This window comes from Candidatus Krumholzibacteriia bacterium, assembly GCA_035649275.1.
Classification (GTDB): domain Bacteria; phylum Krumholzibacteriota; class Krumholzibacteriia.
This window is the reverse complement of record DASRJW010000024.1, coordinates 80335-94919: the sequence shown is the minus strand read 5'-3', so window position 1 is coordinate 94919 and position 14585 is coordinate 80335. Positions and strand designations below refer to the sequence as shown.

The window sequence follows — 14585 nt, the reverse complement described above, 5'->3', positions numbered from 1 at the left end:
CAAGAACTGGCGCGCCTCGGGCAGCGCCTAGCTGCTCCCCCACCACGCGGGCCGCGGTCCTCACTAGAAGAGGAAGGTCAAGTTGAAGCCGAGGCGGAAGGTGCTCACCGTCTGGTTGTTCTTCTCGTCGCGGCTCCGCGTGTAGCCCATCTCCACGCCGCTCGTCATGCTGCGGGAGAGGGTGAAGTCGCCGCGAGCGCCCGCCGCGATGGCGCTCGTTTGGCGCTGCGGGATGGAGACGCTCGGATCGTCGGGGTTGTTGAAGAGCTCGCCCGAATCCCGGTTGTAGGAGCCGTTGAGCTGCACGTCCAGGCCGGTCTTGAGGGCGCCGATGAAGGGCAGGCGCAAGCCGCCCTTCGGGGCGACCTTGAAGCGCATGGTCCCGGTGATCGCGCGCCGGGTGTTCGTGGTCCGCTGGCCCACCGTCTCCTCCTCGCCCGAGGTCTGGTTGAGGGAGAGGGTCGTCGCCGTGCCACCGGACCATTGCCCGGTCCAGTTGGCGGTGATCAGGGTGGTGGACGATTCGCGCCGGTTCGACTGCGTCTCGGTGCCCACGGCGTCGGTGTCCTGGCTGAAGCGCTCCGAGGCCGTGCGGTTGTACACCATGGTGAGCGTCGAGCGCTGCAGCTTCGAGCCGAAGATGCGCAACTTCTGCAGGTCGTTGATGCTGAGCTCGGCGCTCGGGAAGTTGGTCTCCCGGCTGGAATCGACGTTGATGCGGAGCAGCGCGTCCTGCCCCGAGCGGCTCTCGATGTCGTTGGCCCGCAGGCCGTAGCGCAGGGTGACGCGCAGCGCGCCGCGGAGCGGGACGGCGGTGTTCAGGTTGAGGGTCCGCGTCGTGTTGACGGGCGACGGTTCGCTGTAGCCGGGAATCCCAGTGTCGGTGCTGAATCCGAAGCGATACATGTAGTTCGCTTCCTGGGGAGCGCCGACGTAGCTGGCGCTGCGGCTGTCGCTCGCCTCGACCTTGACCGCGTCGATGCCGCCGATGAAGCGGAACAGCGGCCGCAGCGGGTTGGGCAGGCGTCGCGGCGGTGGTGCCGCCTGCAGGCTCTCGGGCGGAGCCTGCTGCCCCGGCGGGCTGCCGGGCGCTCCGGGGCCGGGCGGCGGCTGCTGCTGTTGCGGTGGCGGCGGTTCGCCGGGCCCACCCTGAGGTGGCGGGGGCTCGGCCCCCTCTTCGGCACCGCCGAACTGCCGCTCCCCCTCGGGCATCTCCCCCGACCCGGGCGGCACCACTGGCCGCGGGGCGCCACCGAAGAGCGAGGCGAGCCGCCGGTGCAGCTTGAAATCGAAGTTGACCCGGTGCGTGCGCCCGCTCAAGAGCTGGTGCACGTCGGGACGCGGCGCGCCGGTCGTCTGCTCCACCTGCACGGTGCGGCGATCGGCGTAGTTGGCGGAGTAGGAGTACTGGAACAAGCGCGGGCTCAGGTCCAAGGAGATGCCTTCGCCGCGCCCGGTGGGGATGCCGAAGTCGAAGCTCCCCAACCTGACCCGCTCTTCCTCGTTGTCCGGATGCGCCTCGCGGTAGTCGCGGGACTCGTTGAAGCTGTATTGCACGTTGAGCATCTGCAGCGGCCGCATGGCGGCGGCGGCGTTCCAGTTGAAGGAGCGCGCGCTCACCACCGGGCGCGGCTGCAGCGATCCACCGCTGCTGCCGCTGCTGGTGTAGATCAGGCTGCGGCTGTTCTGATGCTGCGCCCCGAACTTGACGTTGGTGGGCAGGAGATTGAGCTGCTGCCGGAAGAAGAGCGGGATGTTCCTCGCCTTGGGCGAGAGGTCGTAGTTCAGGTTCTGCGACCAGGACGCCGAGGTGTCGCGGCTGGTGAAGCTGCGGCGCTCGGTGTGCGACTCGTTGTAGGCGAAGGTGAGGCGGTCCAGCGTGGGCTTGAAGAGGAAGAACTTCGACGGCTTCTTCTGCAGCGACAGACCGAACCCCCGTCGCACGCTCTCGGTACGCTGCTCGTCGGCGCGCTCGGCATCGTTCTCCGTGTCGCTGGAGGTGGAGAACTTCGGGCGGCTCACGTCCCGGGCCAGGGTGTAGCTGAGCGGGATGGTCAAGCCGAGCGTCGGGATGAGCCGGGACACGTCGGGGATCTTGTAGCTGTTCTGGAAATTGTAGAGATCGCTCCCCGTGCCGGTGCGCTGCCGGAGACCGAGGAAATCGGCGTCTCGAGTGGAGAGGGTGGCGTTGAAATCGAAGACGTCGGCGACGTTGCCCTGCACGCCGTAGATCTGCGCCGTCCCCACCTCGCGCTTCGGATCCTCGAGGCGCACGTTGTTGAACCAGAAATCCCCCGATACCGGTGCGGCCCCGAGATCCGAAGCCGGCCGCAGGTGGCGCACGCCGACGAAGTGGCGCGACACCTGTTTCAGGCTCGGGTTCCCCCGCCGGGTGATCTTCAAGGTGACGGATGGATTGGCGATGTCCTGCACGAAGCGCCGCACTTGCACCACCGGACGGCCGGCGAGGGTGAGGGTGTCCACGGGCACGCCCACGTCCTCGGGGAACTTGAGATCGGTCAAGGTCCGCAGATCGAAGATCGTTTCCTGCCAGCCGCGGACGCCGAGCAGCGGCCGGGCCACCTCGTAGAAGTTGAGCGAGTCGGACCCCATGCGGAAGAAGACTTCCACGGAGTCGGCGAAGTCGGACTCCAGGTTGGTGAAGAAGTTCATGCGGTTGTAGAGCGTGTAGTCCGTGGGCCGCCCCAGAGGGTTCGTCTTCTGCGCCACCATCTCGTGACCGGGCTTCAGGTTGTCGAAGACGAGGCGGAGCGCTTGCTCCCGCGCCTGCACGCCCGCGGTGTCCACGAGGTCCGCGTCCGGGGGGATGGTGTACTCCGGGTTGTCCTTGTTGTTGATGACGCTCACTGTGTAGATCTCGTCGAAGGGTTGGGGGTCGAGCCGGGAAGCATCGGTGCCGTGCACCCCGAGCTGCAGCCACTGGTTGCCGGTGAACTTGAAGTCGAAGAGCTGGTAGTTGTAGAGCGTCCACAGCTGCTGGGCCGGATCCGCCGGCGCCTGGGGATCGTCGAACCAGATGCGGAGATAGCGGACCTGCGTGAGCTGCGGCGGCCGCTCTCCCGGACCCACCACGATCTCGTAGAGCGAATCCCGCAACAAGGACTGGAAGTCGATCCGGTAGTGCCGCCAGCCCTGGAAGCCGGGCTTGAGCTTCGGGTCGATGTTGGGGTCGTTGGCGTAGGTGGGGCTGATGTCCGTGCCCGGGTCGATGTAGGTCAGGTCCGCCAGGTTCAAGTCGACGCGGAAGAAGCTGTTCTTCGTGTCCCAGACGCCGTCGCCGTTGATGTCCTCGGTGTCGTAGCGGTTGTCGAGCTCGGTGCCGTTGGCGAAGGGGTACTGCCCTGTCGCCGGAACGTAATGGTCCGGCCGGTGGCAGTCCGACCCGCGCGGGTAGCGCTCGCTGCTCGGCGGCGGGCAATCGTCCTGCTTGCCGTTCCAGCCCATGTCGTCGGTGGTGGCGATGAACTGGAACGGCGTCTCCGCCTCGCGATTGAAGTTCGGCTGCGAGAGCGGGCCGCCGCCGCCCGGGCGGTTGGGGTTGTTGGGGAAGAAGACGAAGTCCTCGCTGATGTCGCCGAAGTCGATGTGCATGCGGCCGCGCCGGCCCGTCGGGTCGGCGATGCCGTCATTGAGCCAGAACTCGAGGGTCCGCGTCTGGGACAGGTCGAGGCCGTTGCCGGGGAAGGCGGATTCCACCCCGGCCCAGAGCAACGGGCCGCGGAAGGGCTCGCTGGTGAGCAGGTTGGTGACCTGGTCGCGGTCGAAGCCGAGCTCGAGCACGGTGAGGCCGTCGTTCGCCTCGTCCTCCGGCAAGGTGGGGTTCAAGTGGCCCCGTTTCACCCGGCCGGTGGGGTTGTAGTAGTAGGTGGGGATGCGGTTCAGCGTATCCACGGGCGCCGCCGTCGGGTCGGGCAACGCGGCCCAGCTCCAGGCCTCCCGGCTGCTCGCCACCCGGTCCGAGGTGTCGGAGCTTTCCATGTCCTCGACGAAAGCGGTGTTCTTCGTGTTCGGGTCCGGCTTCGACACCGCGACTTCCGCGGCCATGGCGATGCTGCTCGCGGCGTTGGTGCGGGTGAAGGGCAGCAGATCGGCGAGCCGGGTCAGGAAGCCGGGCTGGAAACGCAGGTTGAGGTTGACGTCCCCCACCAGGTTGCGGCTCGGCTCGTCACCGAGCTGGGGCTGGCGCGAGAAGGAACGCCGCGATTCCCACAACGCAAGAGCCGCCAAGTAGCCCCGGGGCCCGAAGTCGTACTTGCCGCTCATGCCGAGGAGCGTCGCCTGCCCGGTGCCGAGAAGGGGGCGGAAGGCGTAGCTCACCTCGATGCGGGAACTCGGCGAGATCTCGTTCAGCACCTGGCCCTTGAAGGTGATCTTGCCGCCGGCCACGGGCTCGATGTCGTAATCCACGCCGCGGACGAGGGTGCGCCCGTCGAGGCGCACGACGTCGCTGCCCTCGATGATGTCCTGCTGCAAGACGATCTGGGTCTCCGTGCCGCGGGTGGTCACGAGCAACCGGTAGTGGTTGGTCGGGAGGGTCTGGTCGGTGTCCTTCAAGGTGTAGAGGCGCGAATCCACGACCTCCGCCGAGCCGAAGAGACGCTCCCTGTCGGTCGAGGCGCTGTCTTCCGGCACCCCGGCATCGATCAGGCGCCGGACCACGATGTCTTCGGGGGGCGAGAAGGGCCGCAGACCCGGCATGAAGAGGAAGCCGTTGTCCTCGTCCAGGAGGTTGGCCCGGTGGGTGTCGAAAAGACCATCGGGCCCAGGCCGGTTGGCCTGGTCCAGCTCGTCCAGGCCGAACATGTGCAGGTAGGTGGACTGAGGGAGGTTGTCTGGCGCCGCCGGTGTGAGGTCGCCGGGGACCTGTGTCTCGATGCTGAGCTCCAGGTCCTGGATGCCTGTCGTGCCCAGATAGTAGACGTGGCGCATCATCAGGAGCGAGGTGGGGTGGCCGTAGAAGTCCGCGTCCTGGTCGGGATGGTGCAAGAGACGTAGCTTCGGCTTCACCTCCGGATCCGTGCTGCCCACCTTCTTACCCTGCGGGTCGTCGAAGCTCACCGCGAGAGCCGCATTCGGGTTCAGAGACCCATTGAGGAGATAGAGGCCGAGGACCAGCTTCTTGCCGTTCGCGTCGAAGAACACCCAGCCGAAGTCGGTCCCGGCTTGCAGAATGCGCCAGTGGCCGACTCGGTAGTTCGGATCGTAGATGTTCACGCCCGGATCCTGAGTGGGCCAGCGCGCAGTATTGGGGGTGCTGTTGAAGGTGGCGTTCATCGCCACGGTGTCGAGCCCGGCGGGGAGGTTCGCCACCGCATAGCCGAGCAGGTTACGGCTTTCCACGAAACCGTTGTTGTCGTCGATGTAGACCCTGAATCGCGGCGCAGCTGCCTGTTCGATCAGTTGCCCCAGGGTGTTCCCATCCTGCGAGCCTGGATCCAGGCCGTAGGAGTAATAGAAGCGCGTCGTGTCCGGGAGCTCGTAGAAGAAGAAACGGTTGCGGACGTAGTTCCTCTCCTCCAGGGGAACGACCGTGGCCGAGCCGCCACTCGGGGTGAGCGTCCGCGTCTCCGCCTCGGTCTCTTCCTTCGCCGCCAGCACCGTGAGGTCGAGACCGGCGAGACGCAGGTCGGTCTTGACGCCGAAGACACCTTGGGAGAAACCCGGCGGCGCCACGAGGCGCGACCCGGGCATGGCCATGTTGGTGCCGCCCAGATCGATGCGGCGGATGATGTCGTCCTCGTAGCCCTCGTACCAGACGTTGACGCGGTTCGCGTCGACACCGAAAGCGCTGCTGTTGTGGTCCACCGCCACGTGGACCTTGCCGCCGATCGTTCCTTCCAGCTTCACCTGCAGGTCCTGGTCCATATCGAGCCTGGGGAACAGGCTCTGGCCCCGGCCCTGCTCGCTGGCGATGTAGGGGCTGACGCGGCGCGACTCGCCGGCGAAGGAGATGCTCTCGCGCCCGGTGACGCGGATCGTGGTGGCGTCGCGGCCGAACATGGTGGAGAGCGGCCCGGGCAGCGAGTTCACCACCGTCACCTCGAAGCCCTGGCCGCCGCCCACCTGCGCCTGCGACCCGACGTTCTGCGCGCGGAGATGCGCGAGCGCCCAGGCGTGGTTTTCCCCCAGGAGCTGATCCTGCTGCGCGCTGGGCGCCAAGGCGGTGATGCGCAAGTAGGGCGCGCTGTAGTCGCGTGGCTCGTAGACGAAGTAGGCGCCGTCGTAGAGGTAGTACTCCGGCGGTCCTGGCAAGAACCCCGGAGCCCTCACATCGAAGACGAGGCCGGTGGTGGGACTGTACTGCAGTTCCTGGCGCAGCACCTCGCCATCGAACGACTCCGCCCGCAGGCGCGCCGAAGGACCGATCACGAGGAGCATGCCGTGCTGGCGCAGCTCCTGCCGCTCCAGGAGCTGATCGAAATCGAGGCGCACTCCGGGCGGCGCGGCGCGCGCTGCGGCGAGCGGCAGCGTCAGGGCCACCCACGCCACTACCAGGCCCGTGGCGCGTCGCACCCATCTCCGGCTCTGTCGCACTCGCTCTCGACCCATGGCTCCCTCGACCCGGAGACCCGGCACGGCGCGACCATCGCGGTGTTTCAGGGGAGAGCCGGTGTCGAGGGCATGTCCTTGCGGGAGGACAGCGCAGTCCACCGGAGAGGTCACCTGGGGTGGTGACCCGGTCCCGAATCGGGAGCGGCTCGGACTTCCTGAAGTCGCTGGCTCGGGGTCACCCGCGACTTCCGTGCACAGGGCTCGCCGGCTGGAGACGTTGCCGCCAGGGAGAAACCCTTGTGGCCCGGCGGCCGGCATGGTACGGTTCGCGGCGCTGCTAAGGACTCTCAAGCTGTGCAACTGCAAAGACTTAGCGCGATGCGAACGATCGACCGCTACATCCTGAAGAGCCACCTGGGGCCGTTCGCCTTCGGCTTCTTCGTCACCACCGGGGTCCTCTTCACCGAAGTCCTGAAGCGCTACCTCGACGACTTCCTGGCCAAGGGCATCTCCCCGCTGACGATCGCCGAAGTCCTCTTGCTCAGCCTGGGGCACACTCTTGCACTCTCCGTGCCGATGGCGGTCCTGGTGGCCACCCTGATGGCCTTCGGACAGATGGCCCAGGACCACGAGATCACCGCCCTCAAGGCCTCCGGAATGAGCCTCTACCGCGTCATGTGCCCGGTGCTGTTCGCGGCCGCCTTCGTCTGTGGTCTGATGATCCTGTTCAACAACTACGTGCTCCCCGAATCGAACCACCGGCTGGCGGGACTGCTCATCGACATCGGGCAGAAGCGGCCGACGGTGAACATCGAACCGGGGATCTACGTGGACGATTTCCCCAACTACCGGATCTACATCGGCGACAAGAAGGAGGACTCCGACGAGATCCGCCACGTCCGCGTGCAGCGCGAACGCCCGGGCACGAGTCCGGATATCCTGGTGGCGCCGCGGGGCAAGCTGTACTTCGCCGATCGCGGGCAGTCGCTCGTGATCGAGCTCTACGGCGGCGAGTGGCATCAGCTGGCCGGAGAGGGCAGCCTCAACTACCGCGTCACCCGTTTCGATTCGCAGACGGTGGTGATCCACGATGTGGCGGCGCAGCTGCAGCACACCGATCGCAAGTCCCGCGGCGACCGGGAGATGAGCCTCGGCATGATCCACGCCTCCATTGCCGACAAGCGCGGCAAGATCAGCAAGCTCTTGGAGCGGGTCGACAGCCAGTCCCGCAAGCCCATGGAGGCGAAGCTCGCCCTTCTCGATGCGGCGCGGCGCGACTCGTCCCTCGAGGCGCGCCGTCTGGTCAAAACAGGACGCTTGACCAACGGCAGCGAGGCGCGGCTGCGCGACAATGCACGCATGGAACGCACCTCCATCGAGGGCTACGACCGGGCCATCCGTCAGCTCGAGGTGGAAGCGCACAAGAAGTACGCGATTCCGGCGGCGAGCCTGGTGTTCGTCCTCCTCGGCGCCCCCTTGGCACTGCGCTCGGGGCGCTCGGGCATGACCATGGCCATCGCCTTCAGCATCGCCTGCTTCCTCGTCTACTACCTCTTCCTCACGGGGGGTGAGAAGCTGGCCGACCGCCGCTTGCTGTCGCCGTTCCTGTCCATGTGGGCGGCGAACATCCTCTTCGGCATCCTCGGCGCCGCGCTCACCTGGCGCTCGGTGCGCGAGATCTCCACCATCAACTACCGCAGGCTCGATCCGCGCACCTGGTGGCGGTGGCGCCGGCGCCCGGCGCCGTGATGCGTATCCACGACCGCTACGTGCTGGCGCTCTTCGTGCGGGTGCTCATCTTCTGCATCCTCTCGCTGGCGGTGATCTTCCTCCTCGTCGATCTCTTCGAGAAGATCGACGACTTCATCGACCACCAGGCGAGTGTGCAGCACGTAGCGCGCTTCTACCTCTTCATGCTCCCCGAGATCGTGCGCCTGACGCTGCCGGTGAACGTGATGCTGGCCACCATCATCACCTTAGGGATCCTGGCGCGGAACAACGAGGTGGTCGCCTTCGTCGCCAGCGGCGTCAGCATGCTCCGGCTCACCGCGCCGATTCTGCTGCTGGCGGCGCTCGGTGTGGCGTTCTCCGGTCTGCTGGCGGAGCACGTGGTGCCGCGGACGAACGCGGCCGAGCGCCGCATCCTGCGTGTCGACATCGAGAAGAGCGAGCCCGAGGACGCCCGCGTCCGCCACAGCTTCGCCTTCCACGGCGAGGGCGACGTGCACTGGGATGCCAAGTCCTTCAACACCCGCACCCAGACGTTGCGGGACGTCACCGTCTTCCGTTATTTGGAGGGCCGCGTCCTCTGGCGGGTGGAGGCGAAAACCGCCGTGTGGCAGGACGGCGCCTGGGAGTTCCACGACGGCAACCGGCGCCAGTTCGTGCCGGACTCCCTCGGCACCGGGATCCGGGAAGAGCTCGAGCCGTTCACGCGCCGTCGCTTCCCCGAGCTGGCCGAAACGCCGGAGGACCTGGCGCGCCTCGAGCCCATCCCGGAGGCGATGAACTACTTCCAGCTGCGCTCGCACGTGGATCGGCTGCGGCGGAGCGGCGCGCAGGTGAACGACTACCTGGTGGACCTCTACACCAAGATCAGCTACCCCTTCACCACCCTCATCATGGCCATCCTCGGTGTCGGTCTGTCGGCCTCGAAGCGGAAGCCGGGACTGCTCACCGGCGTCGGCCTCACCCTCACCATCGCCTTCTCCTACCTGGCACTCACCGAGCTGAGCGCCGCCCTGGGGAAGAACGAGAGTATCCCTCCCGTGCTTGCCGCCTGGCTCGGCCCGCTCTTCTTCGGCGTCGCCAGCCTCGGTCTCTTCGCCCGCATCAATCGCTGACGGGGTGACCAGCCTTCGGGTCTACAGCCTCGGGGTGACCCGCCCCCGGTCGACCAACATCGGAGCGGCTTTCCTCTCCCTTGACCACGCTCCGACCAGGGTCGAACATGGACGCCATGTCGAACACCCAGTCGTCGGAGCCCGTGGACCGCGTCCAGGCGGGGCCGGGCACCGCGCCGACCGCCTGAGGAGGCTGCCGTGAGCACACACCATCCGCGCCTGCAACACATCAGCAGGATTTGCGAACGAAATCAGTCTGTTGCGATCGCGGTCAAGTTTCGACGCCGTCCGGCGCCGGCAGCCGCCCTCCCTCTCCTGGTCGCGATCGTCATCTTCACCGGCCCGCCTACCCTGCAAGCGCAGACCGTGCCGACGGGTTTCGCGCTGGAAATCGTGGTCCACCAGCCGTTCGTCACCTTCCCCGTCGCCTTCGCTTTCCTTCCCGATGGGCGCATCCTGCTCCTGGAGAAGGACAGCGGCAACGTGCGTCTCGCTGCCGTGGGCTCCCACACTTCGAACATCATCGCCAACATTCCGGGCATCACCGGGGGCGGAGAACGCGGTCTCCTCGGCGTCGCCGTCGACCCGGACTGGCCCGCGCGGCCGTATGTCTACTTCCACGGCACCTACGAAGACTCCACCATCCACATCACGATGCAGACGGCGAGCGGCGACCTCAACGACCCGGGGAGCACGAACCTGAGTCTCGGGAGCCCTTACGTCCTCCTTCGCGACATCCGCGACTTCTACAACCATCACAACGGCGGCACGCTCCGCTTCGGCCCCGACGGCTACCTCTATGTCAGCATCGGCGACGAAGGCGCCGGCTGCGAGGCAACGGACCGGGATTTCCTCGGCGGCAAAATCCTGCGCTTGGACGTGAGCGCCATGCCAGGAACGGGGAGCGGCCCACCACCCAAGAGCGCCATCACGCCGCCGGACAACCCCTTCTCGGGGCCGACGGACAATGCGCGTCTTGTCTACGCTTACGGCCTTCGCAACCCCTTCCGCATCTGCATCGATCCGTTGAGCAACGACCTGGTCATCGGCGACGTCGGCGAGCTCGACTGGGAGGAGATCGACGTCGCCGTGCATGCCGGTTACGCCGGCGACAACTACGGCTGGCCGGCCTACGAGGGCCTGGTGGCGCGGCCGTGCTGCGGCGCTTGCCTGGTCGAGCCGGCGGTCGCACCGGTCCACGTTTTTCCCAACCCCCCCGATCCCGGCACCGCCTCGGTGATCGGTGGCCCGATCTACCGTCGTGTGCAAGGCTCGCCGAGCAGCTTCCCCTTCGAATACGACGGTGACCTCTTCTTCGCCGACCACTATGGTGGCTGGATCCGCCGCCTGGTGCGCTCCGGCAGCGACTGGATCCCGGCGCCGCCGGTCCCGGGACAGCCCAACTCCCTCGACTGGGCGAAAGACATCCCCTTCATCTCCGACATGCAAGTCGGCCCCGACGGCGGCCTCTACTTCCTCACCATGTTCACCGTCTCACTTGACCGCGGCCTGCACCGCATCGTCGACGTCGGGACGACCGATGCAGCCTCGAGCCTCGCCACGGCGCGGCTCTTCGCCTACCCCAACCCGGCTCGCGCTGGCAGCAAGATCACCATGGTCTACCGCCTGCCTCGCGCCGAAGCGGCGTGGCTCCGGATCTTCGACGCCAGCGGCAGGCTGGTGCGAAGCCTGCACCCCTTGCCAGAGGAGAACATCCCCTGGGACGGTCTCGACGACGCCGGACTCCCCGTCGCCTCCGGCCTCTACGTGTATCGACTGGGAACGTGGTCGAAGGAGCTCGGGCGCGGCAAGCTCACGCTCGTGCGGTGAAAACGGAGCAGGATCCGGAAGGAGCGTGAGCATGTCCGATCCTCTGAGCGATCTTGCCGACAAGGACGCCATCGTCGATCTCCTCGTCCGTCTCTTCATCGGCACGGACAACCGTGACTGGGCCGCGGTAGAATCCTGCTTCGCTCCCACGGTGCATTTCGACATGTCCAGCGTCGGCGCCGGCCCCGCGGTCGATCGCTCGCCGCGGCAAATCATCGCCGCCTGGGAAGAGGGGCTCCGGCCCCTCGAAGCGGTGCACCATCAGGCGGGGAACCATCGCGTCACCATCGAAGGGGACCGGGCAACGGCCTTCTGTTACGGGGTGGCGTTCCACTACCGGCGCACTCACTCCGGACGCAACACCCGCACCTTCGTCGGCAGCTACGACTTCGGCTTGCAACGGAGCACGAGCGTCTGGCGTATCGACTCGTTCCGCTTCAACCTGAAGTTCCTCGACGGCAACCTCGAGCTGGAGAAAGAACCGGCCGCCTAGGCGGGATGTGGACCTTCTGCCGTAGCCTCGCGTCCAGTGTCGCGCCTGGCGGTTACCGGGCAAACTCGCCGAGCTTGCGCAAACCGAAGGTGGGATCGCTGGCGAACAACTGTCGCAGCCAGCCGAGGTGTCCGGAGCCATAGAGGACCAGGATGCGCTCCTGGGGAGATTCGACCAGGTCCACGATGTTGCTGTAGATGCGGATGTTCCGTCGGAACCAGTCGGCGACCAGGTCGGCGCCAGCCCAATTCCATGCCTCGCCAAAGTGCGCTTCCCGGTAGTAGAAGCCTACGTCCTGGGCGACTTTGTCGTCCGAGTTCATGGTGAGAAGCGTCTCGAGCACGGTGTGCGAGGCCAGGTACGCATTGTTCTCCCTCACCATGTCGCCGACTTCGCGCATCAGGGCCTCCCACTCGGTCGAGTGGCCGTTGGCCTTGGCGTAGTCGACGACGCGCGGAAAGGGGAACTCGCCGTCCGCATCCACCGGGTACACGGTCGGGTGGCCGAGTTCTTTGGCGAGGCGGAAGCCGAGCTGTTCGACCTCGTTGCGAGTGAGTTCGTGCTTGCCGGCCAGGTAGGCGGGATAGTCCTTGGAGATGCGCGTGTCGCCGAAATCGCGTTCCACGGCGATCTTGGTGGGATGGAACCTCTTGAGGACGGCGATGACCTCCGCAATCTCGGCTTGGCGCTTGGGAGCCAGGACATCGTCGGCCTGAGTGTTGAAGATGTCGCGCCCCGGGTTGGCCATGTGGTAGAGGCCCACGACCAAGACCTCCGCGCGGGCCGGCGTGGTGGGCGTCTCCACCGGCGGTTGCTGCGCGTGGAGGGGAGGCGAGCTGCATGCCCAAACAGTGACAGCGGCAAGAGTCGCTCTGGATCGCATCGTCGAACCTCCCATGCCATGCTCCTGGGACAGGTCGCCACGCCCCGCCAGTGAGACGACGTCTCTGGCGAAAGGGTTACAAGGGAACGCCTTTTCGAGCCGGTGATTCAGAGCATGTCCGTCGGGACGACGGCGAGGAAGTGCTGCAGGATGCGCGAGGTGGCGCCCCAAATGACATCGTCGCCGTAGCGGCAGGAGCGCAGCCGGTAGGTCTCGCCGCGCCAGGTACGGAAGTCGTCGAACCAAGCGGTCGGATCGCGCAGCACGGCGAGCGGCACGTGCAGCACGCGCTCCACCTCGGCGGCATGGAGCTGCAAGCGCTGTCCCGTATCGACGGCGCAGACAACCGGCGTCACCAGGAAGCCGGTCACGGTCGCCACCTCGTCGAGCCGGCCGAGAACGGTGACCGCCTGGGGCAGCACGCCGATCTCCTCGTGCAGCTCCCGCAGCGCCGTGGCTTCGAGATCGGCGTCCACGGCATCGCGCATCCCGCCGGCGAGGGAGATCTCCCCTTTGTGGTGCTCCACCTGTTGGGTGCGCTTGGTGAGGATGACGCTGTAGCCCGGCGTGCGCTCCAGCAGCAGTGCGACCGCGGCAGGGCGGAGATTGCCCACCGCCGTCGCTACCCGCGGGTCCAGGTCACCGAGGCGCTCCGGTCGACGCCCCGCGAGGACCCGGCGCAGGCGCTCTTCCACCAGAGCCCAGGGCTGGTCCGGCGACTCAGACACGGCTCTTCAGCTGGTGGACGCGATCCTTCAGCTCGTCGACGCGATCGAGCTTCTCCCAGGTGAAGCCCTCGTCCTCGCGGCCGAAGTGACCGTAGGCGGCGGTCTGGCGGTAGATGGGCCGGCGCAGATCGAGCCACTCGATCATGCCCTTCGGCGTGAGCGGGAAGGTCTCGCGGACGGCGCGAGCGATGCGGTCCTCGTCCACCTTGGCGGTGCCGAAGGTCTCCACCAGCACCGACACCGGCTCCGCCACGCCGATGGCGTAGGCGAGCTGTATTTCCACCTCGTCGGCCAGACCAGCGGCGACCACGTGCTTGGCGATGCTGCGCGCCGCGTAGCTCGCCGAGCGATCCACCTTGGAGGGATCCTTGCCGCTGAAGGCGCCGCCGCCGTGGCGGCTCCAGCCGCCGTAGGTGTCGACGATGATCTTGCGCCCGGTGAGACCGCAGTCGCCTTGGGGCCCGCCGGTGACGAAGCGATCGCTGGGGTTGATGAAGTACTGGACGTTCTTGGTGTCCACGTCCTCGGTGGCGAGGACGGGCTTGACCACGTGCTCGATGAGGTCCTCGCGGATGCGGCTCTGGCTGATCTCGGGATGGTGCTGCGCCGAGAGCACCACGGTGGTGACTCGCGTCGGCCGCCGGCCGTTGAACTCGACGGTGACCTGCGACTTGCCGTCGGGGCGCAGATAAGGGAGCGTGCCGTCCCGCCGCCCCGTCCCCAGCCGGCGCGTCAGACGATGCGCCAGGACGATGGGCATGGGCATGAGGGAGCGCGTGTGCTTGCAGGCGTAGCCGAACATGAGGCCCTGGTCCCCCGCCCCATCCCGGTCGACGGCGACCTTGATGTCCGGGGACTGCTTGTCGATGGCGAGCAGCACGGCGCAGGTGTCGGCGTCGATGCCGTATTCCGCCTGGGTGTAGCCGATGTCGCGGATCACCTGCCGTGCCAGCTCGGGCACCTGCAACTGGGCGTTGCTGGTGATCTCGCCGGAAACCAAGACCATGCCGGTGGTGACGAGGACTTCGCAGGCCACGCGGCTGCGCGGGTCCACGCTCAAGGTGGCATCGAGCACGGCGTCCGAAATCTGGTCGGCGATCTTGTCCGGATGTCCTTCCGTGACCGATTCGGAGGTGAATAGGCGGGTCTCCGGCATCTCCACTCCTTCGTGGGGTTTTGGATTCCTGGCGTACACCGGGCGGGCAGTCCGGAGGCGAGGGCGCTACCCCGGCGTAGAAGCCGACTCTCCCGAGCGTGGGGGCGATTGTAGCACGGGGCCGCGCTGCGCCGCAGGG

General features: G+C 67.0%; 8 protein-coding genes. 4 read left to right on the top strand and 4 right to left on the bottom strand.

Going from position 1 to position 14585, the window contains the following annotated elements; genetic code table 11:
* Window positions 1-63: 63 nt before the first annotated feature.
* A complete protein-coding gene (gene sprA, locus VFE28_02025) occupies window positions 64-6534 on the bottom strand; it encodes a cell surface protein SprA (protein ID HZM14754.1) in 6471 nt (2156 codons plus the stop codon).
* A 357-nt stretch (window positions 6535-6891) separates the two neighbouring features.
* Here sprA and VFE28_02020 point away from each other — a divergent pair, with 357 nt between their 5' ends.
* From VFE28_02020 to VFE28_02005, 4 genes are all read left to right on the top strand, one after another.
* Window positions 6892-8262 carry an LptF/LptG family permease gene (locus tag VFE28_02020; protein HZM14753.1) on the top strand — a complete coding sequence of 457 codons (1371 nt, stop codon included), beginning with the start codon at window positions 6892-6894 and terminating at the stop codon, window positions 8260-8262.
* Window positions 8262-9356: an LptF/LptG family permease gene (locus VFE28_02015; GenBank protein ID HZM14752.1), complete on the top strand. Its 1095-nt coding sequence runs from the start codon at window positions 8262-8264 to the stop codon at window positions 9354-9356. The genes VFE28_02020 and VFE28_02015 overlap by 1 nt, the downstream gene beginning before the upstream one ends.
* Window positions 9357-9554: 198 nt before the next feature.
* Window positions 9555-11186: a PQQ-dependent sugar dehydrogenase gene (locus VFE28_02010; protein HZM14751.1), complete on the top strand. Its 1632-nt coding sequence runs from the start codon at window positions 9555-9557 to the stop codon at window positions 11184-11186.
* Between the two features lie 31 nt (window positions 11187-11217).
* Complete coding sequence (locus tag VFE28_02005) at window positions 11218-11679, top strand: nuclear transport factor 2 family protein (protein ID HZM14750.1); 462 nt, start codon at window positions 11218-11220, stop codon at window positions 11677-11679.
* 52 nt (window positions 11680-11731) lie between these two features.
* Here VFE28_02005 and VFE28_02000 read toward each other — a convergent pair whose 3' ends face one another.
* The 3 genes from VFE28_02000 to metK all read right to left on the bottom strand — a co-directional run bounded on the left by VFE28_02000 (window position 11732) and on the right by metK (window position 14446).
* On the bottom strand, window positions 11732-12442 hold the full coding sequence (locus VFE28_02000; protein ID HZM14749.1) for a DUF5694 domain-containing protein: 711 nt from the start codon (window positions 12440-12442) through the stop codon (window positions 11732-11734).
* 227 nt (window positions 12443-12669) lie between these two features.
* A complete protein-coding gene (locus tag VFE28_01995) occupies window positions 12670-13290 on the bottom strand; it encodes a CoA pyrophosphatase (GenBank protein ID HZM14748.1) in 621 nt (206 codons plus the stop codon).
* Window positions 13283-14446 carry a methionine adenosyltransferase gene (gene metK / locus VFE28_01990; GenBank protein HZM14747.1) on the bottom strand — a complete coding sequence of 388 codons (1164 nt, stop codon included), beginning with the start codon at window positions 14444-14446 and terminating at the stop codon, window positions 13283-13285. Before metK ends, VFE28_01995 begins: the two co-directional genes overlap by 8 nt.
* Window positions 14447-14585: the final 139 nt, after the last annotated feature.

What these genes read in the sequence shown, in the direction of transcription:
- VFE28_02020 (HZM14753.1), top strand. Translation starts at nt 6,892, where the DNA reads ATGCGAACGATCGACCGCTACATCCTGAAGAGCCACCTGGGGCCGTTC.
- VFE28_02015 (HZM14752.1), top strand. Translation starts at nt 8,262, where the DNA reads ATGCGTATCCACGACCGCTACGTGCTGGCGCTCTTCGTGCGGGTGCTC.
- VFE28_02005 (HZM14750.1), top strand. Translation starts at nt 11,218, where the DNA reads ATGTCCGATCCTCTGAGCGATCTTGCCGACAAGGACGCCATCGTCGAT.
- metK (HZM14747.1), bottom strand. Translation starts at nt 14,446, where the DNA reads ATGCCGGAGACCCGCCTATTCACCTCCGAATCGGTCACGGAAGGACAT.